Below are 22,178 nucleotides of genomic sequence, written 5' to 3'. Positions count from 1 at the left end.
TGGTATTAGCGAACAAAATTATCATTAATTTACCTATCGCTCAATAATTGATGGTTCTTTTATTAATTATTTAATTTCAAATTTATCTGCATCCTTTAAAAACGGAAACTGACGTCTTATTTTAACAAGTTCTTCATAATTGATGCTGAAAGTATATAAATCTTCATCCTCTGGTTTATAATAAACGGTGCTTCCATAAGGATCAATGCACATCGAGTGTCCGCTATGGTAAACCTGGTTCCCGTCATGTCCGACACGGTTTACAGCAATGAAATAACTCTGGTTTTCTATTGCACGTGCGGGAATCAATGCTTTCCAATGGCTTGAGCGTTTATCGGGCCAACTGGCTACCAGTAATAAAATATCATATTCTTCATTAACATTGCGAAGCCAAACCGGGAAACGCAAATCGTAGCAAATGGCTAACCTTATTTTCCAGCCTTTTAGTTCTACTATAAGTTTGTCTTTACCCGGACTGAAGTTCTTATCTTCTTCGCCTAAACCAAATAAATGGCGTTTATCATAATGTTTATGTTCGCCATGCTGATCCATCCAAATCAGGCGGTTGTAATAATTTCCGTTTTCCTTAATAATTAAACTTCCCGTTACCACACAATTATACTGATGCGCCATTTTTTGCATCCATTGCATAGTAAAACCACCCATTTCTTCAGCCAGTGTTTCAGAATTCATGCTGTAGCCGCTGTTAAACATTTCGGGCAGCACAATTAAATCGGTTTTTTCCCTAACACCCATCGATAGTCGAAGGGCAAGGTTTTGTAAATTTTTTTCGATGTTTTCCCAAAAAAGATACGCCTGGAAAACGGTAACTTTCAGGTTCTCTATTTGAGTGTAAACAGGTGCTTCCATATGTTTAGTGTTACGGGATGATTAAACATTTTTTAATTTTTCTGCCGCCAGCGCGAGGGTTGAGTCTTCTTTGGCAAAACAGAATCTTATAATTTTATGGTCGTTTGCTTTTTGGTAAAATGCCGAAACAGGGATGGTGGCAACTCCAAATTCTTTGATCAGCCTGATGCTGAAATCTGTATCTTTTTCATCGCTTATGTTACGATAAGCTGCGCATTGAAAATAAGAGCCTCTGCAAGGTAATAACTCAAAACGGCTATCGGCTAAAAGTGTTCTGAAATAATTTCGTTTTTTTTCAAAGAAAGCTGTTATTCCATTGTAGTGGCTTGGTTCTTTAATGTAATCGGCAATGGCTTGTTGCATCGGACTATTAACGCTAAAAACATTAAATTGGTGTACTTTCCTGAATTCTTTGGTTAAACGTTCCGGTGCAAGGCAATAACCCAGTTTCCATCCGGTAGCGTGTAAAAGTTTGCCGAACGACGCAATAACAAAGCTTCTTTCTTTTAATTCAGGAAAAAGCATTACGCTTTTATGCTGCTGTCCATCGTAAATAAGATGCTCATAAACTTCATCGCCAAGGATCAAAATATCAGTTCCGCTTACCAGCTTTGTCAATTGCTCCATATCATTTTCTGATAAGATACTACCCGTAGGGTTTTGCGGAGAATTTAAAATAATCATCCGAGTACGGGCCGTAAAAAGCTTTTTCACCATGTCCCAATCAATACTATATGCCGGGGGTGCCAATTCATAAGTTTTTACAAGTCCGCCAAGTAGTTTAATGGTTGGAGCGTAACTATCGTAAGCGGGTTCAAAAATGATTACTTCATCACCAGGATTGATAATTGCTGCCAGGGCAGTAAAAATGGCCTGCGTTCCGCCTGCGGTAACTGTTATTTCCGTATCTGGATTGTACTTTACATTATATAAGTTGTGAACTTTTTCGGCGATGGTTTCCTTTAAAAAAGTGTTGCCGGGCATTGGAGCATATTGGTTAAAACCATCTTTCATGGCTTTATCAACAAGTTCAGTCAGTTTTGGGTCGCAGGGATAGTCTGGAAAGCCCTGTGATAAATTAATTGCATTATGTTCTGCCGCAAGTTTAGACATTACCGAGAAAATGGTAGTACTTACACCAGGAAGTTTCGATTGTATATTCAACATGTTATAAGCGAAAATAACAAAAAAAGCCCAAAAAATTAAAGCCTAAACACTAATGGCTTATTTCTTTCACCGAAACCAAATCATATTAAAGCTTTTGTAAAGTATTTAAGAAATTGAAAAGGTAAGGCTTTCTCTCTTTGTTTACTATAGTCCTTATGGTGCCGATGCAAAATCAGGGTGAGTTGCCGTTGCCATCATTTTTAAATGGCAAATAAAGAATAAAATCGTAGTAGAAATAACAAGTTTGCCTGCTGATTAATGACCAACAACTGCGGCATCTGCCGAAGCCTCGATTTCAGTTTTAATAAACCTTCTTCCAATTAGTAGGCATAGTAATCCAATAAATGCTGCAGCGGTCATTACCAAAGGCATTGGCACAACAGAATGCTCACTAAATAAACTTACAATAACTGAAGCTAATGCGCCTAAGCCCATCTGCAACGCTCCCATTAAAGCAGATGCACTGCCCGCGTTTTTTGTAAATGGTGCAAGGGATAAGGCAGCGGCATTTGGGTTGATAAAACCTAGACATGAAAGGAACAAAGCTATAAAACCGATTGTTAAATACAGGTTGAGCCAGTTATTAAGGGCAAAGGCTAAAAATATTAAACTGAAAATACATTGGGCTATTAAAGCCCATGTTACTATTTTTTTACTGCTAAACCATTTTAAAATTATACTGTTTAACTGGCTAGAGCCAATAAAAGCCACAGAAAGCAATGCAAATATCCAACCGTAACCCGTTTTGCTTACTTCATAAATTTTCATAAAAACCGTTGGCGATGAAGAAACATAAGCAAACAAACCCGAGAAGGTTATCGAACTGATTAGTGCATAAGTATAAAACTGCGGTTCTTCCAGTACTTTCATGAAATTGGTGATAATTGGAATGGGTTTCAGTGAATAGTTAGGGTCGGGTTTATAACTTTCAGGTAGTTTGAAAATGGAAGCTAATAACATCAATACAGCCATAAAGGCAAGGAAAACAAAAACATATTTCCAACCCAGGGCAGAAATGAGGTAACCTCCTGCTGTTGGCGCAAGCATTGGCGAAACAGCTATAACCAGCATTAAAGATGCAAATACTTTTGGGCTTTCTTCAACAGAAAATAAATCACGAACCATGGCTACCGAAGCAACAGCAGTAGCACAACTTCCAATAGCTTGTACCAAACGTAAAACAATTAACTGGTTTACATCGGTAACGGCTAAACATAATAATGAGGAAAGGATATAAAGGCCGAGACCAAAATATAAAGGTTTCTTACGGCCAAATTTATCTAAAAGAGGACCGTACAAAAGCTGGCCAAAGGAAATTCCAATGAAAAAACTCGATAGGGATAGTGCTACAGTAGATTCAGTACTTTTTAAATCTTGTGCAATATCAACAAAACCGGGTAAATACATGTCGATAGAAAAAGGACCAAGTGCTGCTAATGAACCCAAGATTAGTATCAGGTAGAAGTGCTGTTTTTTAGCCATGATTGTTAGTTTTTTCGGAGGCGCAAAGATTGGGAGATTAAATTGCTAATCCTATTTTTAAGGTTGATAGATTGTAAAAAGTAACGATTTTAAAATTTAACGTTTAAAAAGTAAATCTGAGTTGATTTATATCTAGATTTATAGGCTATGACTTTTAAAACTAAAGAAAGCCGTTTGCTTCTCGTTCTGGGAAGTTTTTTTGTGGCAAATGCAATATTATCAGAGTTTATTGGTGTAAAGTTATTCAGTGTTGAAGAAACACTTGGCTTTAAAAAGTTTGATATAAACTTGTTTGGTGTTCCTAATCTTTCATTTGTGATGTCGGCAGGTGTGTTAACCTGGCCCATAATCTTTATTATGACGGATATTATCAATGAATATTTCGGTGTTAAACAAGTCCGTTTTTTATCAATTCTAACATCTATTTTGATTGCGTTTGCATTCCTCGTTGTTTGGGGTTCTATGCATTTGAGTGCAGCCGATTTTTGGGTGCATCAAAATATTAATGGCGAAGACCTTAACATGAATAATGCATTTGCTGGTATCTTCGGTCAGGGTATGTGGATTATCGTGGGGTCAATAATTGCCTTTATTGTTGGTCAGCTGGCCGATGTACTTATTTTTCACAGGATAAAGAAAGTAACTGGCGAACGGGCCCTTTGGTTAAGGGCTACAGGTTCTACGCTGGTTTCGCAGCTTATTGATAGTTTTGTTGTGATATTTATCGCTTTCTACCTCAATCCTCAATACCATTATAGCTGGCAAATGGTAGCTGCAATTGGCCTGGTTAATTACACTTACAAATTCATTGTCGCTATTCTAATGACACCTATTTTATACATGGTCCATGCAATAATCGATGGATATCTTGGAAAAGATTTAGCTAAAAAACTAATGGATATGGCTGGACGAGGATAAACTAAATTACTTATTGTACGTAAAAGGCCGGACTCGCTCCGGCCTTTTTACTTAACAACAAAACAAATAAAAATTTAACCTTAAAAAAATCTTAAAGTGCAGCTAATTCTTCTGCATATATATATTCTGCAATCTGATCTTGTTTGTAAATCTGGCGGCCGGTATAAGCCACAAAAACAGACTTGTGGAGTAATAAATCGCGGTTTTTAATTAAACTGTTCAGTTTTATGGTGCCAATTACATACTTAAATTCGCTGGCAGCATAACGCTCGCTGATATCGTCAAATTCGAGCAGGCTGATTAAATCTTCATCAGCATAGCGCAGATAAATTTCCAATAAAATATCTTCTGTATGTTTTACGCCATTTTCCGAATGGTATTTTTTATACTCGTAACGATAATCATAGCGTAATGCGGCAATATCCGATAGAACGGCAGCGCCTGTTGGGTGGCCACCAGCACCTTTTCCGAAGAAAAATTGTTTATCGGCAAATGCTGCCTGTACCGTAACTGCATTGTATTCATTTTCAACATTGTAAAGGAAATCATCCTTAGTAACCAGTTTTGGTAAAACGTAGGTAACAATGTCTTTTGTATTTACTTTGCGGGCCGTTGGAACAAGTTTTATTTTAAAGTTTTTCTCGCGTGCATACTTAATATCGTGTTGAGAAAGGTTCTGAATGCCGATATTTAAAATCTCATCTGGATTAACAAACAGGCCGTAGGCATGTGCAGTAGCAATGGCAAGCTTGTATTTTGGGTCGTAACCGCCAACGTCTAAGGTAGGATCTGTTTCTGCGAAACCTAAATCCTGTGCTTCTTTTAAAGCAGCGTCGTAGCTTTGGTTTTCGTTAAATATTTTTGATAAAATATAATTTGATGAACCATTAAAAATACCACTTAATGCGTGGAAAAGTTCATTGTCGTAGTATTCCTCCAGGTTTCTTATAATTGGAATACTCCCACATACTGCACCTTCATAAAGTAATGATGTACCATGCTTTTGTTGTAAATCTACCAACTCTTTTAAATGTGTTGCAATCATTTTCTTGTTTGCCGAAACCACATTCTTACCATTTTTTAAAGCAGTTGTTACAATATCATAAGCAGCATCAGCATCGTTTATTAATTCTACAATGGTATTGATTTCTGAATTATTAAGGATTTCGTTCTTATCGGTTGTAAATAAATCCTTACTCAGTGTACGTTTCTTTTTTGGGTCTTTAATCGCTATTTTAATGATTTCAAGGTTTAGGTTCTGGCTCTGGATAATATCCAGTAAACCTTGTCCTACAACTCCGAAACCAAATAATCCGATTTTTAAATTTTTACTCATGGTCTTTTATCGTATCAGGTAGCAGGGCATCTAGACTGAATGCTCAAAAAATCCCTACGCTACTAATTTGTTTGTTTATTTTTCTGTTTGCCACAGAAACACACCTTTAACCGACATCTGGTTTTGTATGTTTTCGTGGCAGGTTATTTTTCTATTTATTCTTTCTGTTTTAACTTAAGCGGTATGCTGTAATTTTATAATCTTTTTATCCCTGCTTTCTTTAATAAAAGTGCCGATGACGTTTGTTAATGCATTTGTTTCAATTAGGAAACCATCGTGGCCATATTCAGAGTGGATTGTTTCAAAGGCAGCATCTTTAATATTATCAGCTAAATATTTTTGTTCCGAAATCGGGAATAAAAAGTCGTTTTCAATTCCAATAACCAGGGTGTTAGCCTTTATTAATTTTAATGCTTCAGCAATAGATTTACGGCCACGACCAACGTTATGGCTGTCCATAGCTTTTGTAAGGTAATAATAGCTGTAAGCATTAAAACGGTTGATTAATTTTTCGCCCTGGTAATTCTGATAAGAAGATGCTCTGAAATTGTCGGTTTTATCATTAACACTCTCAACCTGTGTACTTCCGTAAGCATTGTAAGTTCTATAACTCAATAGCGCTATACTCCGAGCGGTTTTTAAACCTTTACTTCCGCCATCAGGCTGGTTCGCATAAAAGGTTCTGTCGCTTGTAATGGCTAAACGCTGACTTTCATTAAATGCAATTCCCCAAGGCGAATGTACTGCATTGGTAGCTACCAAAATCAGGTTTTCAATTCGGGGAGGTTCGGTTATACTCCATTCAACAGCTTGTTGTCCGCCTAAAGATCCGCCAATTAAAAGTTTAATCTGTTCGATACCTAAATGATTGGCTAAGAGCTGGTGTGCAGACACAAAATCGCGAATGGTAAATTGTGGAAATGACAAATAGTAGGGTAAACCAGTTACCGTATTTATGCTCAAAGGGTTTGTAGTTCCATAATTAGAACCTAAAACATTTGCACAAACAATATAATGGTCGTTAGGATTGAATAATGCACTTTGTCCAAACAAGCCTTCCCACCATTCAAAAACATCTGCATTTGCAGTAAGGGCATGGCATACCCAAACAACATTGTCTTTATTTGCATTTAGCTTGCCATAAGTTTGATAAGCAATTTGCAGATTCCTGATTTTTTTACCGCTCTCTAATTTGAATTGTTTTGGATGGTTATATGTTGTTGTTATGCTCATTTTAAAAATTGTAATGTTGTAAAAAAAGACGATTAAGCTTTGTTAATTGCTGCAAAAGCTTGCTCAAAATCGGCTTTGATATCGTCAATATGCTCAATACCAACTGAAACTCTTAGTGCATTTGGTTTTACGCCGGCAGCGAGCTGTTCCTGATCGCTTAGCTGCTGGTGTGTGGTTGCAGAAGGTTGAATAATTAATGTTTTCGCATCGCCAACATTTGCCAGGTGCGAAATCAATTTTAAATTATCAATTAGCTGTGTCGCTTTTTCTTTACTTCCATTTAGTTCGAAGGATAAAACAGCTCCAAAGCCATTGTTAAGGTATTTTTTTGCTAAATTGTTATATTTACTGCTGGCTAAACCAGGATAAGAAACTTCTTTAACTGCCGGGTGATTTTCCAGCCAGGTGGCGAGTTCTAAAGCATTATCTACATGGCGCTGAACGCGAAGCGATAGGGTTTCTAATCCCTGCAATAAAAGAAATGAGTTAAAAGGAGAAAGGGCAGGACCTAAATCCCTTAAGCCTTCAAGACGGGCACGAATGATGAACTGAATGTTGCCAAATGGTCCGTCTACTCCAAAAACATCACTAAAAACTAATCCATGATAACCTTCGGAAGGCTGGCTGAATTGAGGGAATTTTCCATTTCCCCAGTTATAGTTTCCACCATCAACAATAACACCACCTATACTTGTTCCGTGACCGCCAATCCATTTTGTTGCCGATTCAATTACAATGTTTGCACCATGTTCTAATGGCTTAAATAAGTACCCTGCAGTGCCAAATGTATTATCTACAATCAGTGGTAAATCGTACTTTTTTGCAATTGCAGCAATCTTTTCGAAATCGGGAATACTAAATGCCGGATTGCCGATGGTTTCCAGGTAAATGGCTTTTGTTTTATCGGTAATCTTTTGTTCAAATTCTTCCGGAACATCTGGATTGGCAAAATCTACATGAATACCTAAACGCTTAAAAGCCACTTTAAACTGGTTATATGTTCCGCCATAAATATGTGATGAAGAAACAATGCTATCGCCAGCCTCAAGAATATTATTTAATGCCAGAAATTGTGCTGCCTGACCTGATGCTACGGCTAGTGCAGCTATACCTCCTTGTAAAGCCGCAATACGTTTTTCGAAAACATCATTTGTAGGATTCATAATCCTGGTATAGATATTTCCAAATTCTTTTAATGCAAAAAGATTTGCACCATGTTCTGCATTTTTAAAACCGTATGATGTTGTTTGGTAAATAGGGACTGCTCTTGAGCCTGTTGTTGGGTCTACTTCTTGGCCGGCGTGAATTTGTAAAGTTTCAAATTTATATGTTGTTGACATGATTGCTAATTTTTAAATGTTGTACGATTTAATTATTCAAGTGAATAGGGTAAACCTATGTGGGCGTATCCCGATTATTCGGGACCTTCCAGTTTGAAAAAGAAACAAAAAAGGAAGATTTTTAAATTACTGTATGCAACAGCACATACAAGTAATCGCCTGCATAGCACAACAAATAAAAGAAACAGAAATGCGCTTTACTTTTTTTGCACTGGGTTCGCTTTGCGATTGTAGATTTAATGTTTTCATCAGTTCTAATTTATATCTCCAGATAACACCTCGCTATCCGGTCAGGAATTGGCACCTTCTCTTTCTGAGGGTTGCCAGTGGGTCAATGAGCCAGTCTCTCGCCACTTCTTTATAAATCAATCCGATTAAGATTGACTTTTATTTAGCTTGCTGCCAAATAATGTTTCAAATGTCGGTATTAAAATTTTAACAACAAAATTAAATTCTGATTTTTTGTCAATATTCTGTAAATCAACATGCTATATTTATCAAATTGATAAAAAGAATGAAGATAACACAAATTTAACCTCAAAATTTTATGTTTGTATTACCTATCTAATCATTATGAAAAAAATAAAATCTATTTCCCTGGCGATATTTATTGCCTTTTCAGGGCTAACGGCCCAGGCTCAGTTTGGTGGTTTAAAAGACAAGTTACTCAAGGTTGGAACAGCCCAAGGCGCAAAGGCCCTGGGTGTAGATAAGTTTCTGAAACAACCGGCGGCCATCACAACTTCATTTGAAGATGTAAACCGTGAAGGTGAGAAAATGCCTGATTTTAACGCAAATGCAAAGTTTCAACCCCTGTATCTTTTACCGAAAAATCCTGAGGGTGGTTATCTTTTATGTGAAGGCTTTTATGAAATGACGAATAAGAGTTATTGTTTGAAAGCAGGGACCTTTGCACCATCCAAAGGTGATGGCTACATGTTTGCACCTGTTTTAGGGCCTAAAGAAGAAATTGTTGTTTCGGTTTTGAAGAGTGCAGAAAAGCATCCGGAAGTAGAACAGCACGATATTCAGGTTTTATTATGGACTATAATTGCCAGAACAAAATTTGCCGACTATGCCGGAACAGTTAAATTGACTGCCATTAAGCTTCTGACACCTAAGCAATTGACACAGCTTGAAGGCGGTGCTTTGGGTGTGCTGCCATTCGATGTGATGGAGAAAGCGAAAGATCAGCTCCCTTCTGGAGTAAAAGCTGTTTTCGAAGCAGAAAATAATATCAGGCAGCTGGTTGCTTCAGGCAATTATACCTATGCCGACATGGAAAAATATGCGATTATTGCAGGTATGGCACCTCCACGTGCTGATGTGCCAAGTGGTATATGGACGAAACACCCTGATGGCTATTATGTGCGTTATTTTCCTTCTGGCTATTCGGTAACTAAGGTGCAGGTTTACGTACCTAAAGCGTTATTAGCTAACGGAAACAAGCTCGTTTATGATGCAGCAGGCGATATTGCCTGTCCGGCAAATACAGGTTCACAGCGTTTGGCCCAAACCAATGAGCCATTAAATGCCGATTATACTGCAAAACTGGTAACCATTTGTAATCCTAAGTAACGTTTTAACCTTAAGTTTCGTTTACTAAAGTCAGGCTTTCTGCAAGCGAATTAAATATTGCTACTGCAAAGCACAAAGCAAGCGCTGAATAATAACTATTGTAATTATTAGCTTGCTTTGTGCTTTTTTGTGATGTTGAAATTATATTAAAGCTTGTTCTAAATCTGCAATGATATCGTCTACATGCTCTAGTCCTACAGAAATTCTTAATAAATTTTTAGGCGTTTTACTATCCGGTCCTTCAACCGAGTAACGGTGTTCTATAAGACTTTCTACGCCACCAAGACTTGTAGCCTGTGCAAATAATTTTACTTTATTTACCACTTTACTGGCATCATTAACATCACCTTTAACCAGGAATGAGAGCATACCTCCAAAATCTTTCATTTGTTTTTTGGCAATTTCATGCTGAGGATGGGTTTCTAGTCCAGGATAAAAAACGGCCTCAACTTTTGGATGACTGACTAAGTATTGAGCAACTTTTTTCCCGTTTTCACAATGCCCTTTCATGCGGTAAGCTAAAGTTTTAATGCTTCTGCACAATAAGTAACAATCGAAAGGCGAGGGCACTGCACCACCAGTTTGTTGGATGTTTTTGACTTTCTCCCAAAGTTCATCTTTTTTAGCGGTAACGAGAATACCACCCAGCACATCACTGTGTCCACCCAAATATTTTGTGCTGCTATGCATCACAATATCGGCGCCCAACAAGATTGGGTTTTGTAAAATTGGGGAAGCGAAAGTGCTGTCGCAGGCTAACGTAATGTGGTTTGCTTTCGCGATTTTTGCAATTTCATTAATGTCAGTAACCTTTAACAATGGGTTTGATGGCGTTTCAATCCAAATGAGTTGTGTATTCTCTTTTATCTTAGATTTAATGAGGTTTAAATCTGTCTGGTCAACAAAATCGAACTCAAGAATATCGTTAAAAATAGTTAGAAGTTGTTTTTTTATACCCCAGTACATATCATCAGGTGCAATAATGTGGCTGCCAGGCTTTAAAGCCTGAAACAAACTTAAACCGCAATTATTTCCCGAAGCAAAGGCTGCTGCATCTTCACCATATTCCAGTTTTGCCAGGGTGTTCTCTAAAGCAGACCTGTTGGGGTTGCTTACACGGCTATACATGTGTCCACCCGGATAGCCACCTTGTTCATCACGGAAAAATGTTGTAGATAAATTTATTGGAGGCGTAACATCTCCTGTAATATTTTTTACAAGATTAGAAGCGTGAATAGCAAGGGTTTCGGGTTTCATTTTAATTTATTTTTGCAGGGTTTAATCAAAATACAATTTAATATTTTAAAGCAAATTTAACTTTCATAATTGTTTTGGCAAGATTTATGTAATCTGTTTACCCGAAAATTAAATTAAACTAAAATGAAAAGATTATTTATAGCTATCGCAATAGCATGTTCTACTTTATTAATGTTACAAAGTTGTTCATCAACAAAAAATGCCACCACCGGAATTAATGGTGGTAGAGGTACAGTTACAGGAACCTGGGTATTGAACAATGTTTCATTAGAAGGTTTACCCGATCAGGCTGTTCAGGGTTTGTTTGGTGAGAAATCTTACAAATGCTTTCAGGGTAGTACTTGGAAATTAACCAATAGCGGAAATGGTTCATATACTTTGCCTGCATCAAGCACTTGCGGTTCGGTAATGCAAACAATTTTCTGGTCGGCTACTCCGTCAGAAGAAACCTTCCAGTTTAAGAAAATTTACGAAGGTGATAAAGCTAAAAACGTAACTGAAGGTTACCGTTTAGTGCTTACTCAACTATCTAAAGGAAGTATGGTAATGAAATCGCCTATTGAATTCGGTGGAAGAACTGCGAACATCGTGTTAACATTTTCTCCTGCTTCAAACTAAAAAACTACCTACGAAAAACATAATACGAGAGCACTTCTGAAAAGAGGTGCTTTTTTTTCGCCCGAGGTTTGCCTCAGTTTTGCCACGGAAGCACTGAATACACGGAGAATCATTCACCATAATTCCATCTAAATCTGTGTTTCCGTGGCAACTATTATTTCGTGCTTGATTTAGTAAATATTCAGTTAATCTGTGGCAAACCAATTTGAGGTAGAATAAGAAAATATTTTCCGTGTGTTCGGTGCTTCCGTGGCAACTACTATTTCATTGCTCAATTTAACAAACCTAAAATCTGCGAATCTGAGGCACCCATACTGTTTGTTACAAGAAAATGATTTTCAAATCGCCTCAATATTGTATTTTTGTTCAAAATAATCAGGAATGAATACAACTGAACAGGTTGAAAAAATATTAGCTGATACTTCATTATCAACTGAACTACAAAACATAGCGCATAAAGTCCTTAATAAAGAACGTATTACTTTTGATGAGGGCGTTTACCTTTATAAGTATGCTGAATTAGGTTATTTAGGCATTTTAGCCAACTTTGTCCGTGAAGAGAAACATGGTGATAAAACTTATTTTAACCGAAACTTTCACTTAGAACCTACAAACCTTTGTGTTTACGATTGCAAATTCTGTTCTTATTCGCGTTTAATTAAGCAAAAGGAAGAAGGTTGGGCTTTAACAATGGAGCAGATGCTTGATATTGTGAAGAAGTATGATGATGAGCCCGTTACTGAAGTTCATATCGTTGGAGGAGTTTTGCCTCAGTATGATATGGCATTTTATAGCGCATTATTTACTGCAATTCGCACACACCGGCCCGATTTACATGTGAAGGCGCTTACGCCAGTTGAATATCACTACATTTTTAAGAAAGCAAAGGTTGATTATGCTACGGGTATGAAACTGATGAAAGAAGCTGGTTTACAATCGATGCCTGGTGGAGGTGCTGAGCTCTTTCATCCTGAAGTTCGTGATCAGATAGCAAAAGATAAGTGTACTGGTGAACAATGGCTTGCTATTCATGAAGAATGGCATAAGCTTGGTATGAGAAGCAATGCAACGATGCTTTATGGTCATATTGAAGAATTCTGGCATCGCGTAGATCATATGGAAAAACTTCGCGACTTACAAGATAGAACTGGAGGCTTCCAGACTTTTATTCCACTAAAATTCCGAAACCAGCATAATCAAATGAGTAATGTTGCAGAATCGTCTGTAGTTGAGGATTTAAGGAATTATGCCATTGCCCGTATTTACATGGATAATTTCGATCATATTAAAGCATACTGGGCGATGATTAGCCGTGAAACTGCTCAATTGTCTCTTAATTACGGCGTAGATGATATCGATGGTACTTTGGATGATACGACCAAAATCTATTCCATGGCAGGGGCTGAAGAGCAAACCCCAGCAATGAGTACCAAAGAATTGGTGAATTTAATTAAACAAGTTGGACGAAAAGCGATAGAACGCGATACTTTATATAACGTGGTTACAGATTTTGAAAATGTTGTCTTCGAAGAAGAGAAAAAACCAGCTTATTATAAATTACCAGTTGTGAATTAATTTTGAATCACGGCATGATAGCATTAATACTATCTGAAATTCAATCATTTCTAAAATCAATCATTAAATGAAGCATATTTACATCATCCGCCACGGCGAAACAGAACTGAACAGGCAAGGTATAGTACAAGGCAGAGGTATAAATGCTGATTTAAATGATACAGGCAGAGCCCAGGCAGAAGCTTTTTATCAAACGTACAAAGATGTAAAGTTTGATAAAATTTATACATCAGAACTGAAACGCACATGGCAAACCGTACAGAAATTTATTGATTCAGGATTGCCTTGGGAACGTCTATCAGGTTTGGATGAGCTTGCATGGGGTATTTGGGAAGGGCAGCCAAATACTGAAAATTCAAGGGATGCTTTTCGTGAGATGCTTGAAGCCTGGCAAAATGGCGACTATACTGCCCACTTTGAAGGTGGAGAAAGCGTTCAGGATGTTTATGAGCGATTGAAACAGCCAATGGAGGTTTTATCAACACGCCCTGAAGAACAGACTGTCTTGTTGTGTATGCACGGCAGGGCTATGCGGGTTTTCCTTTGCTTGCTGTTGAATAAACCGCTTAGTGAAATGACTGAGTTTCCACATCAAAATACCGTTTTGTATAAAATGGGTTTTGAGGATGGAAAGTTTTCTGTGCTTGAGTTTAATAGTGCTGTTCATTTGGATGGTTTAGTAATTGAGTAATACTTTAATCGTCATTGCAGGTGCTGGGCAAGTACTTTGTAATGACGTAGATTTTTAAAATAATACCTTGAATAAAATAAAAATATCGGCTGTTGCTTACACCAACACCAAAGCATTTATATACGGATTAGAACATTCGGATATTAAGCATAAAATAGATTTAAGTTTAGATATTCCTTCAGATTGCGCTGCTAAAGTAATTAATGGTGAGGTAGATATGGGTTTGATGCCTGTGGCAGCTATTCCATTGGTTCCAAACGCTAACATTGTTGCCGATTATTGTATTGGCAGTGATGGCGCAGTTAATTCGGTTTTTATTTTTAGTAACGTTCCCGTTGAAGAAATTAGAACATTAAGACTTGATGCACATTCCAGAACATCGAATAACCTGGCGAAGGTTTTACTTAAGTTTTACTGGAAGCAAGAAGTAGAATTCACAACAGACAATAATGCAGAAACGGATGCCATCGTTTTAATCGGCGACAGAACCTTTGGTAAAAAAGGCGATTATGCATTTGTTTACGATATGGGTGAGGAGTGGAAGAATTTTACGGGCTTACCCTTTATGTATGCCGCCTGGGTTGCAAATAAGGAAATCCCGCAAGCCTTTAAAGATGAATTTAATGAGGCTCTAAGCTTTGGTTTGGCACACAGGGCTGATGTACTCAAAACCTTACCTGAAACAAAAAACTTCGATTTAGAAGATTATTTATATCATAAACTGCAATTTGAGGTAACTGATGATCGGAAAAAGGCAATGAATTTGTTTTTAAATTATATTGAAGAACTCAAGAAAGAAAAAGTATAATAAGAAAGGCAATCCTGATCATGTGGGATTGCCTTTCTTGTTTTAATGCGCTTTAATTTTTCCTGCGAGTGTTTCTAGCTTGCTTTTCAATTTGGTTAATCCGCCTGCAATAGCCAAATCGTAAGTATTGCCTAAATTGGTTACTGCTATTGGTTCTTTTCCTGTTATTTTTGCTTCGATTAAACAACGTTTATCTTCAAGCCCGTCTTTGCTGCCGTTTTCATCTGATAAATGAACTTCTATTCTTGTAATCAGATCACTGAAGCGAGCTAAAGCAGAATCAATTTGTGTTTGAATCTTGTCTTCATACTCTTGGTGTATAGTGAGATTTTTGTCTGTGTTTAAGTGGATCGTCATCATATTATATTTATCTTTTTTAACTTAACAATTAAGCTTCGTTATTTGTTTCAGGTAGGGCTTAACTGCCCTTTGTTTTTAAACCTGATAGAAGCGGACACGAGCCCGATTTTAATTGGGAGAAGTAAAGCGGATAGCAGGGCTAGATTATCCGAAAGGTGAAGAGCACTTCATTTTCAAATAATGATTAGTTGCGAGAATCTTACCTTGCTAACAATCTTTCAATTTTTCAACAAAACACCCATAGAATGCACAATCGTATTATCTTTATAGCTTTTGCAAATTAATTTCAGTTTTGGCTAAAGATACGAATAAGGAAACCCCGTTAATGCAGCAATACAACGCTATTAAAGCGAAGTATCCGGGTGCACTTTTACTTTTTAGGGTTGGTGATTTTTATGAAACCTTTGGCGAAGATGCCATAAAAACAGCACAGATTTTAGGGATTGTGTTAACCCGAAGGGGAACAGGACCGAATGGTGGTGCATTGGAGCTTGCCGGTTTTCCGCATCATTCCTTAGATAACTATCTTTCTAAATTAGTTAGGGCAGGTGAGCGCGTAGCGATTTGCGATCAGCTGGAAGATCCCAAAACAACCAAAACTATCGTTAAACGCGGCGTTACTGAGTTAGTAACACCTGGCGTTGCTTATGGTGATAACATTGTTAACCAAAAATCGAATAATTATCTGGCCTCGGTTTTCTTCGATAAAACACAGATTGGGATTTCATTTCTGGATATCTCTACAGGAGAATTTTTGATTGCCCAGGGAAATAGTGATTATATAGATAAATTGTTGCAGGGTTTTAAACCCACAGAAGTTATTTTTCAGAAATCTAAAAGGCAGGCATTTTTAGAGCAGTTTGGTGACCGGTTTTATACTTTCGGTTTAGACGAATGGCCGTATACAACCGATTATGCTGAAGAAACGCTAACTAAACATTTTGATGTAACTTCCTTAAAGGGTTTTGGTATTGAGCGTTTGCAGAGTGGTATCATCGCCGCGGGTGTCGTTTTACATTATCTCGGCGAAACAGAGCATCGCAATTTACAGCACATTACTTCGATAAGCAGAATAGAGGAAGATCGTTTCATGTGGCTCGATCGGTTCACCATCCGTAACCTTGAGCTGGTAAATTCGGCTAATGACAATGCGGTAACCTTGTTCGATATTCTTGACCATACCGCTACGCCTATGGGTGCGAGGTTGCTTCAAAAGTGGATTATCATGCCATTAAAGGAGTTAAAGCCCATTCAGGAGCGTTTGGGAATGGTTGATTTTTTTGTAAAGAACGACGAACTATTACAGGAGTTTCTGTCTCATATCAAGCAGATTGGCGATTTAGAGCGATTAATCTCTAAAGTTGGTTTGCAACGTGTTGGCCCAAGAGAACTTGTAGCCTTAAAAAGAGCTTTAAGCCACATTGAAGCGGTAAAGCATCTTGCTGCAAGCTCAAAGAATCCTTTTCTCATTAAGATTGCCGATCAACTGAACCCTTGCATTGCCATTCGGGAACGCATCGAAAGGGAACTTCAACCAGATCCACCTGCCTTACTTGTTAAAGGTAATGTGATTAATGATGGCATTGACGAGGAGTTGGATAGACTGAGGAAAATAGCTTTTGGTGGTAAAGATTACCTGGTTCAAATTCAGAAGCGTGAAGCTGAAGCCACAGGGATTCCTTCATTGAAGATTTCTTTCAATAACGTTTTTGGTTACTATCTGGAGGTGACACATACCCACAAGGATAAAGTGCCTGAGGGTTGGATAAGAAAGCAGACCCTGGTGAATGCAGAGCGATACATCACCCCGGAGCTTAAAGAGTATGAAGAACAGATTTTAGGTGCCGAAGAAAAAATTCAGGCAATTGAAATCCGCTTATATAACGAACTGATGTTTGAAACAGCGAGTTATATCAAGCCCATTCAACTCGATTCATTTTTAATTGCGCAGATGGATTGTTTGTTGTGTTTTGCGCAACTTGCAGAAAAAAATCATTACGTAATGCCTACGGTGAATAAGGATAAGGTGTTGGATATTAAAGGCGGCCGCCATCCTGTTATCGAAAAACAGTTGCCGGTAGGACAGGAGTACATCACTAACGACGTTTACCTGGATACGGAATCGCAGCAGATTATTATGATTACTGGTCCGAACATGGCGGGTAAGTCGGCCATTTTACGGCAAACAGCCTTAATTGTGCTGATGGCACAAATGGGCTGTTTCGTTCCTGCAAAAGCGGCTGATGTTGGTTTGGTGGATAAAATTTTTACCCGTGTTGGTGCATCTGATAACATTTCTTCAGGAGAAAGTACCTTCATGGTAGAGATGAATGAAACGGCCAGTATCCTGAATAACATTTCTGATAACAGCTTGATTCTTTTAGATGAAATTGGCCGTGGAACAAGTACTTACGATGGTATTTCGATTGCCTGGGCAATTGCGGAGTTTTTGCATCAGCACCCTACTTCGCGGCCAAAAACATTATTTGCTACCCATTATCATGAACTAAATGAGTTGGCGAATACAATGCCGCGGATCAAAAATTTTAACGTTTCTGTTAAGGAAATGTCGAACAAAGTGATCTTTTTAAGAAAGCTGGTTCCAGGAGGCAGTGAGCATAGTTTTGGTATTCATGTGGCTAAAATGGCAGGTATGCCATTGAAATTGATTGGCCGGGCAAATGAGATTTTGAAGAAACTGGAAATCGACAGGACAGAAGGACAGAGCATTAAAGACAGTATTAAGAAAGTACAGAACCAGGCCTATCAGTTACAGATGTTTGCTGTTGATGATCCTGTTCTGGTTAAAATAAGAGATACACTAAATAATTTAGATGTAAATGCGTTAACTCCTGTGGAAGCTTTGCTCAAGCTGGATGAGATCCAGCGTTTGATCAAAAATTAGTTTATCCTGATAGTTAGCCCCTGAAACCACATAAAGATTAGATATGGTAAAAACAAAATTGCTTTATTCTTATTGGATCGTTTTTATTTTAATAGTTGTGCTGTCTTCATGTGGTTCTCGAAAATATACTACCCGGCCTGAGACAGCTCCAAAAGCAGCTGACGCCATGTCTAATTTGAAAAGTAAGCAACTGTATAAGTTTATTACCGATTGGACAGGTGTGAGATATAAGTTTGGCGGACTAGACAAAAATGGGATTGATTGCTCAGGTTTTGCCTATTTATTAGAGAAAGAGATTTATGGGATTAGTTTGCCAAGGGTTTCCCGCGACCAGGCGAACGTTGTCAGGCGTAAAAATATCAGTGACTTAAAAGAAGGTGACCTCGTTTTCTTTTCCTTTGGTGGGAGCAACGTTGATCATGTTGGTATTTATTTAAACAACGGTTTTTTTGTTCATGCAAGTACAAACAGGGGTGTTATTGTTGATGATATTAATATGCCAGCTTATCAGCGGGTTTTCGTTAAATCGGGCTCAGTTAACTAAATACTTGCTGTCATTCTGAATGCAATGAAGACCGCGAAGCAGCTACGAAGTAAATCTGCAAACGATGGAATAATGAACTAAGAAGATAATGCTGAAAAAAAGTAATATTTCCAGAGCAGCCAGATTGCTGCAGATTTACTTCGTAGCCGCCTGGTGATCTCCGCTAAGCTCAGAATGTCAATATCCACAAGTCTTTATCATAAACCTATGCGTATACTTATTATTTTTTGCCTATGCATCATCACTTATTCTGCTAATGCTCAAGTAAAATTGCTTACTCTTAATGATTTAGATAAGCGGATTGCAGCTGGTAAGGATACAACCTATGTTATAAATTTTTGGGCAACCTGGTGCTCGCCATGTGTTGCGGAATTGCCTCATTTCGAAAAATTAAGGGTAGCGAATGTAAACAAACCAGTAAAGGTTTTATTGGTAAGCCTGGATTTTAAATCTAAACTGGAGAAAGCAGTTATTCCTTTCGTGCAAAAGAATAATATAAAAGCAGAAGTATTTCTGTTAAATGAATCTGATCAACAGGAATATATTGCCAGAATCGATCAGAAGTGGTCGGGAGCAATACCAGCCACATTATTCGTGAATAAAAAGTCGAGGCGCTTTTATGAGAAGGAACTTACGGAAGAAGAATTGAACAAAACACTGCTGAACCTTAAATAAGTGTTTGTGCGAAGTGTCTTGTTGTAGGGCTAAAATTAAGCAAGCCGAAGCAATCAATTAATGAGATTGCTTCGGCTGCAATGATGAACGCTATTGCTAGTGTATTAATGTCTAAAAGTTAGTAGCCGTAGCTAAATCTTTCCATGCTTCCATGTCTTTCTGCACATCAGCAATTTTAGCGTTTGCAACCTGATAAGCATCCGGGCCTAAGAAAAGATGTAACGGTGCATTTTCAATTTCAGCTGCGGCGATCATCACATCAGCTGCCTTAGCCGGATCACCAGGCTGCTGATTATTAATGTCGTTCTGGTGAGCGGCCTGCGATTCACGTACTTCTTTATAAGCATCGATTGGGTTTGCAGGTATGGCCAGTGAGCCTGACGTTAAAAATTCTGTTCTAAAGTATCCAGGCTCAACTACTGTAGCTTTAATGCCAAGCGATTTCACTTCAGCAGCAAGCGATTCTGTAAAACCAGCTACGGCAAATTTCGTTGCACAATAAATTCCGAATCCAGGGAAATTACCTGAGAAGCCACCGATTGAAGAAATATTAAAGATATGCCCTGATTGTTGCTTACGCATTTGTGGTAGAGCTTTACGGATGACGTTTAGTGAGCCAAAAACATTTACGTCGAAGTTCTCTCTCGATTCTTTATCTGTTAATTCTTCCAATGCCCCAACCATACCATAGCCAGCATTGTTTACCACAACATCCAGTTTTCCGAACTTACTAATGGTTTGACCTATGGCGCTTTCTACACTTTCTTCGCTCAGGAGGTTAACCGAAAGTGGTAGAAAGTTTTCAAAATCACCAACAGCCTGTGATAAATCGCTTAGGTTTCTTGAAGTTGCCGCAACGGCATATCCTTTATTTAATAATTTTTTTACTAATGTCAGTCCGAGGCCTTTTGATGCACCCGTAACGAACCATACTTTTTTATTTTCCATGATTTTTGTGGTTAATGATTAATAATCAGTTGAAATGGTGATTGCTTTCCAGTCCTGATACTCCTTTGTTAATGCTTGGGTTTTAGCGGTAGCTCTTTGTAAAGCATCATCGCCCAACAATAAACGAACTGGTGGAGTTGGCATGCTGGCGAGTGAAATCATTGCTGCAGCGGCTTTTTCCGGGTCGCCAACCTGTACGCCGTCCATTTGTAAATACTTTTGGTGTACTGCACGAACATCTTCATATTCTGCAATTGGGTTTTTTGCCAACACCAGCGAATCGGCGGTAAGAAAACTCGTTCTGAATGCACCAGGAGCTACGACTGTAACTTTGACGCCAAAAGCTTTTACATCTTCAGCTAAAACTTCTGATAGGGCAATTACAGCAGCTTTGGCCGCAGAATATACCGACCAACCTGTGTTCCCTGCAATACCTGCAATTGATGCTATGTTAATGATATGACCAGAGCGTTGTGCCCTTAAATGCGGACTAGCTTTTCTGATGACGTTAATTGTTCCAAAAACATTCACATCAAATGCCGTTCTGGTTTCTTCATCCGTTAGCTCCTCGATACTTCCTCCGATGCCGTAGCCTGCATTATTGATCAATACATCAATTCTTCCAAATTCTGCTATTGCAGCATTAATGGCTTGTTCTACACTTATTTCATCGCTTAGATTTACAGCTAAGGGTAGAAATTTTTCAGAATTAGAGTTTACTGCTGCTATTAAATCGTTTACATTTCTGGATGTTGCGGCAACAAACTGTCCAGCTTTTAATAATTGGTTTACTAAACTTAGTCCTAATCCTTTAGATGCACCAGTTACAAACCAAACTTTTTTAAGTCCCATAATTTTATCCTTTTTGTTAAGACAAAATTAGGTTGAGAATTAAAAAATCATATTACAGGAATCAAACTGATGATTACGAAATTCAAACAATTCGGTATGAAGTAGGCGTATGGTTGGTGAGTTTCTTGAAAAAGTTATTGAAATGTGTTGGTTCTTCAAAGCCTAAACAATAGCCTATTTCGGAGATATTCCAATCCGTGTGTTTCAGTAAAGCCTTTGCTTCGCTAAGTAAACGTTCAGATATGTAATGCGTAGTGGTGCGTCCGGTAGTTTCCTTTATCGCCCTGTTGAGGTGGTTGACATGTACGGCAAGTTGTGCTGCATAATCTTTCGCCGAGCGCATGGTGAATCGTTGTGAGGTATTCTCAATAGGAAATTGTCTTTCTAAAAGCTCTGTAAATACAGAAGTAATCCGTGAATTGGCATCAGGGTGTTTGTACAAAGCTTCCGAAGGATTTGTTTTTAGAGCAAAGTGGGTAATTTCGGTGGTGTAATTACGCAGAAGATCGTATTTATAGATATAATCACTATTGATTTCATCCAGCATTTTCTGGAAGATGGACGAAATGAGTGCATCCTGTTCTTTATTTAACACATAAGCAGGCTTACCTCCTAAGGCAAACATTGGCAAGTCGCCGATGTTTCCACGAATTTTTTCGTTGAAAAATGCTTCCGTGAAAATGCAGAAATAACCACGTACATCAGCGATGTTTCCACTGGCAAGTTCCCAGGTGTAGGGGACCTGTGGATTAAAAAACATGAGCGCAGTACCATCAATTTCAACACTTTTATCCGCATAATGATAAATATTATGTCCTCTGTTCAGGGCTATTTTGTAAAAATCCCTGCGACTGTAGTTCATTGGTGGTTTATCATCACCCAAACAATCTTCCAGTCTGAAGACATTGAAATGCCCCATATCTTTTTGGAGGTTATCTGGTAAGAAATCAAATTTCTTCTGGTAGAAATCTTCAAGACTTTCTATTTTGCTCATGTATCAAAATTACAAAATTCAAACTTC

The 22,178-nt window shown here is 38.1% G+C and carries 20 protein-coding genes and 1 riboswitch; of the genes, 9 read left to right on the top strand and 11 right to left on the bottom strand.

What is annotated here, in order from left to right; genetic code table 11:
- Window positions 1-66: 66 nt before the first annotated feature.
- The 3 genes from R2R71_RS02070 to R2R71_RS02060 all read right to left on the bottom strand — a co-directional run bounded on the left by R2R71_RS02070 (window position 67) and on the right by R2R71_RS02060 (window position 3,519).
- Window positions 67-870, bottom strand: coding sequence for a nitrilase family protein (locus tag R2R71_RS02070; protein ID WP_316829580.1), 804 nt, complete (start codon window positions 868-870; stop codon window positions 67-69).
- Between the two features lie 21 nt (window positions 871-891).
- Entirely contained in the window at window positions 892-2,037 is a 1,146-nt protein-coding gene (locus tag R2R71_RS02065) for a methionine aminotransferase (protein WP_316829579.1), read from the bottom strand.
- Between the two features lie 255 nt (window positions 2,038-2,292).
- A complete protein-coding gene (locus R2R71_RS02060) occupies window positions 2,293-3,519 on the bottom strand; it encodes a multidrug effflux MFS transporter (RefSeq protein ID WP_316829578.1) in 1,227 nt (408 codons plus the stop codon).
- 147 nt (window positions 3,520-3,666) lie between these two features.
- On the opposite strand from R2R71_RS02060, the gene R2R71_RS02055 reads away from it, so the two are divergent.
- Window positions 3,667-4,437, top strand: a complete 771-nt coding sequence (locus R2R71_RS02055; RefSeq protein ID WP_316829577.1) for a queuosine precursor transporter — start codon at window positions 3,667-3,669, stop codon at window positions 4,435-4,437.
- A gap of 91 nt (window positions 4,438-4,528) precedes the next feature.
- On the opposite strand, the gene R2R71_RS02050 is transcribed toward R2R71_RS02055, so the two are convergent.
- The 3 genes from R2R71_RS02050 to R2R71_RS02040 all read right to left on the bottom strand — a co-directional run bounded on the left by R2R71_RS02050 (window position 4,529) and on the right by R2R71_RS02040 (window position 8,346).
- Complete coding sequence (locus tag R2R71_RS02050) at window positions 4,529-5,773, bottom strand: homoserine dehydrogenase (RefSeq protein ID WP_316829576.1); 1,245 nt, start codon at window positions 5,771-5,773, stop codon at window positions 4,529-4,531.
- A 174-nt stretch (window positions 5,774-5,947) separates the two neighbouring features.
- A complete protein-coding gene (gene metX, locus R2R71_RS02045) occupies window positions 5,948-7,006 on the bottom strand; it encodes an alpha/beta fold hydrolase (RefSeq protein WP_316829575.1) in 1,059 nt (352 codons plus the stop codon).
- Window positions 7,007-7,038: 32 nt separating this feature from the next.
- Window positions 7,039-8,346, bottom strand: a complete 1,308-nt coding sequence (locus tag R2R71_RS02040; RefSeq protein WP_316829574.1) for an O-acetylhomoserine aminocarboxypropyltransferase/cysteine synthase — start codon at window positions 8,344-8,346, stop codon at window positions 7,039-7,041.
- Window positions 8,347-8,602: 256 nt separating this feature from the next.
- A riboswitch (SAM riboswitch) is annotated at window positions 8,603-8,713 on the bottom strand.
- 206 nt (window positions 8,714-8,919) lie between these two features.
- On the opposite strand from R2R71_RS02040, the gene R2R71_RS02035 reads away from it, so the two are divergent.
- Window positions 8,920-9,924: a hypothetical protein gene (locus tag R2R71_RS02035; protein WP_316829573.1), complete on the top strand. Its 1,005-nt coding sequence runs from the start codon at window positions 8,920-8,922 to the stop codon at window positions 9,922-9,924.
- 141 nt (window positions 9,925-10,065) lie between these two features.
- Here the strand turns inward: R2R71_RS02035 and R2R71_RS02030 are convergent, their stop codons facing one another.
- Entirely contained in the window at window positions 10,066-11,181 is a 1,116-nt protein-coding gene (locus R2R71_RS02030; protein ID WP_316829572.1) for a trans-sulfuration enzyme family protein, read from the bottom strand.
- Between the two features lie 123 nt (window positions 11,182-11,304).
- Between R2R71_RS02030 and R2R71_RS02025 the strand changes: the two genes are divergently transcribed.
- The 4 genes from R2R71_RS02025 to R2R71_RS02010 all read left to right on the top strand — a co-directional run bounded on the left by R2R71_RS02025 (window position 11,305) and on the right by R2R71_RS02010 (window position 14,873).
- Window positions 11,305-11,799, top strand: a complete 495-nt coding sequence (locus R2R71_RS02025) for a lipocalin family protein (protein WP_316829571.1) — start codon at window positions 11,305-11,307, stop codon at window positions 11,797-11,799.
- A 381-nt stretch (window positions 11,800-12,180) separates the two neighbouring features.
- Complete coding sequence (mqnE, locus tag R2R71_RS02020; RefSeq protein ID WP_316829570.1) at window positions 12,181-13,374, top strand: aminofutalosine synthase MqnE; 1,194 nt, start codon at window positions 12,181-12,183, stop codon at window positions 13,372-13,374.
- Window positions 13,375-13,441: 67 nt separating this feature from the next.
- Complete coding sequence (locus tag R2R71_RS02015; protein WP_316829569.1) at window positions 13,442-14,065, top strand: histidine phosphatase family protein; 624 nt, start codon at window positions 13,442-13,444, stop codon at window positions 14,063-14,065.
- 67 nt (window positions 14,066-14,132) lie between these two features.
- A complete protein-coding gene (locus tag R2R71_RS02010) occupies window positions 14,133-14,873 on the top strand; it encodes a menaquinone biosynthesis protein (protein ID WP_316829568.1) in 741 nt (246 codons plus the stop codon).
- 42 nt (window positions 14,874-14,915) lie between these two features.
- Here the strand turns inward: R2R71_RS02010 and R2R71_RS02005 are convergent, their stop codons facing one another.
- On the bottom strand, window positions 14,916-15,233 hold the full coding sequence (locus R2R71_RS02005; protein WP_316829567.1) for an HPF/RaiA family ribosome-associated protein: 318 nt from the start codon (window positions 15,231-15,233) through the stop codon (window positions 14,916-14,918).
- Between the two features lie 325 nt (window positions 15,234-15,558).
- Here R2R71_RS02005 and mutS point away from each other — a divergent pair, with 325 nt between their 5' ends.
- The 3 genes from mutS to R2R71_RS01990 all read left to right on the top strand — a co-directional run bounded on the left by mutS (window position 15,559) and on the right by R2R71_RS01990 (window position 19,357).
- On the top strand, window positions 15,559-18,138 hold the full coding sequence (mutS, locus tag R2R71_RS02000; RefSeq protein WP_316829565.1) for a DNA mismatch repair protein MutS: 2,580 nt from the start codon (window positions 15,559-15,561) through the stop codon (window positions 18,136-18,138).
- Window positions 18,139-18,181: 43 nt separating this feature from the next.
- Window positions 18,182-18,682 (top strand): C40 family peptidase, encoded by a 501-nt coding sequence (locus R2R71_RS01995; RefSeq protein ID WP_316829564.1) that lies wholly within the window; start codon window positions 18,182-18,184, stop codon window positions 18,680-18,682.
- 207 nt (window positions 18,683-18,889) lie between these two features.
- Complete coding sequence (locus R2R71_RS01990) at window positions 18,890-19,357, top strand: TlpA disulfide reductase family protein (protein WP_316829563.1); 468 nt, start codon at window positions 18,890-18,892, stop codon at window positions 19,355-19,357.
- A 111-nt stretch (window positions 19,358-19,468) separates the two neighbouring features.
- Here R2R71_RS01990 and R2R71_RS01985 read toward each other — a convergent pair whose 3' ends face one another.
- From R2R71_RS01985 to R2R71_RS01975, 3 genes are all read right to left on the bottom strand, one after another.
- Window positions 19,469-20,305 carry an SDR family NAD(P)-dependent oxidoreductase gene (locus R2R71_RS01985; protein ID WP_316829562.1) on the bottom strand — a complete coding sequence of 279 codons (837 nt, stop codon included), beginning with the start codon at window positions 20,303-20,305 and terminating at the stop codon, window positions 19,469-19,471.
- Between the two features lie 18 nt (window positions 20,306-20,323).
- Entirely contained in the window at window positions 20,324-21,157 is an 834-nt protein-coding gene (locus tag R2R71_RS01980; RefSeq protein WP_316829561.1) for an SDR family NAD(P)-dependent oxidoreductase, read from the bottom strand.
- An 82-nt stretch (window positions 21,158-21,239) separates the two neighbouring features.
- Window positions 21,240-22,151 (bottom strand): helix-turn-helix transcriptional regulator, encoded by a 912-nt coding sequence (locus R2R71_RS01975; protein ID WP_316829560.1) that lies wholly within the window; start codon window positions 22,149-22,151, stop codon window positions 21,240-21,242.
- Window positions 22,152-22,178: the final 27 nt, after the last annotated feature.

It is taken from the genome of Pedobacter aquatilis (assembly GCF_032678405.1).
GTDB lineage: Bacteria > Bacteroidota > Bacteroidia > Sphingobacteriales > Sphingobacteriaceae > Pedobacter > Pedobacter aquatilis_A.
The sequence above is the reverse complement of the archived record's forward strand: the minus strand, read 5'-3'. Positions and strand labels throughout refer to the sequence as shown.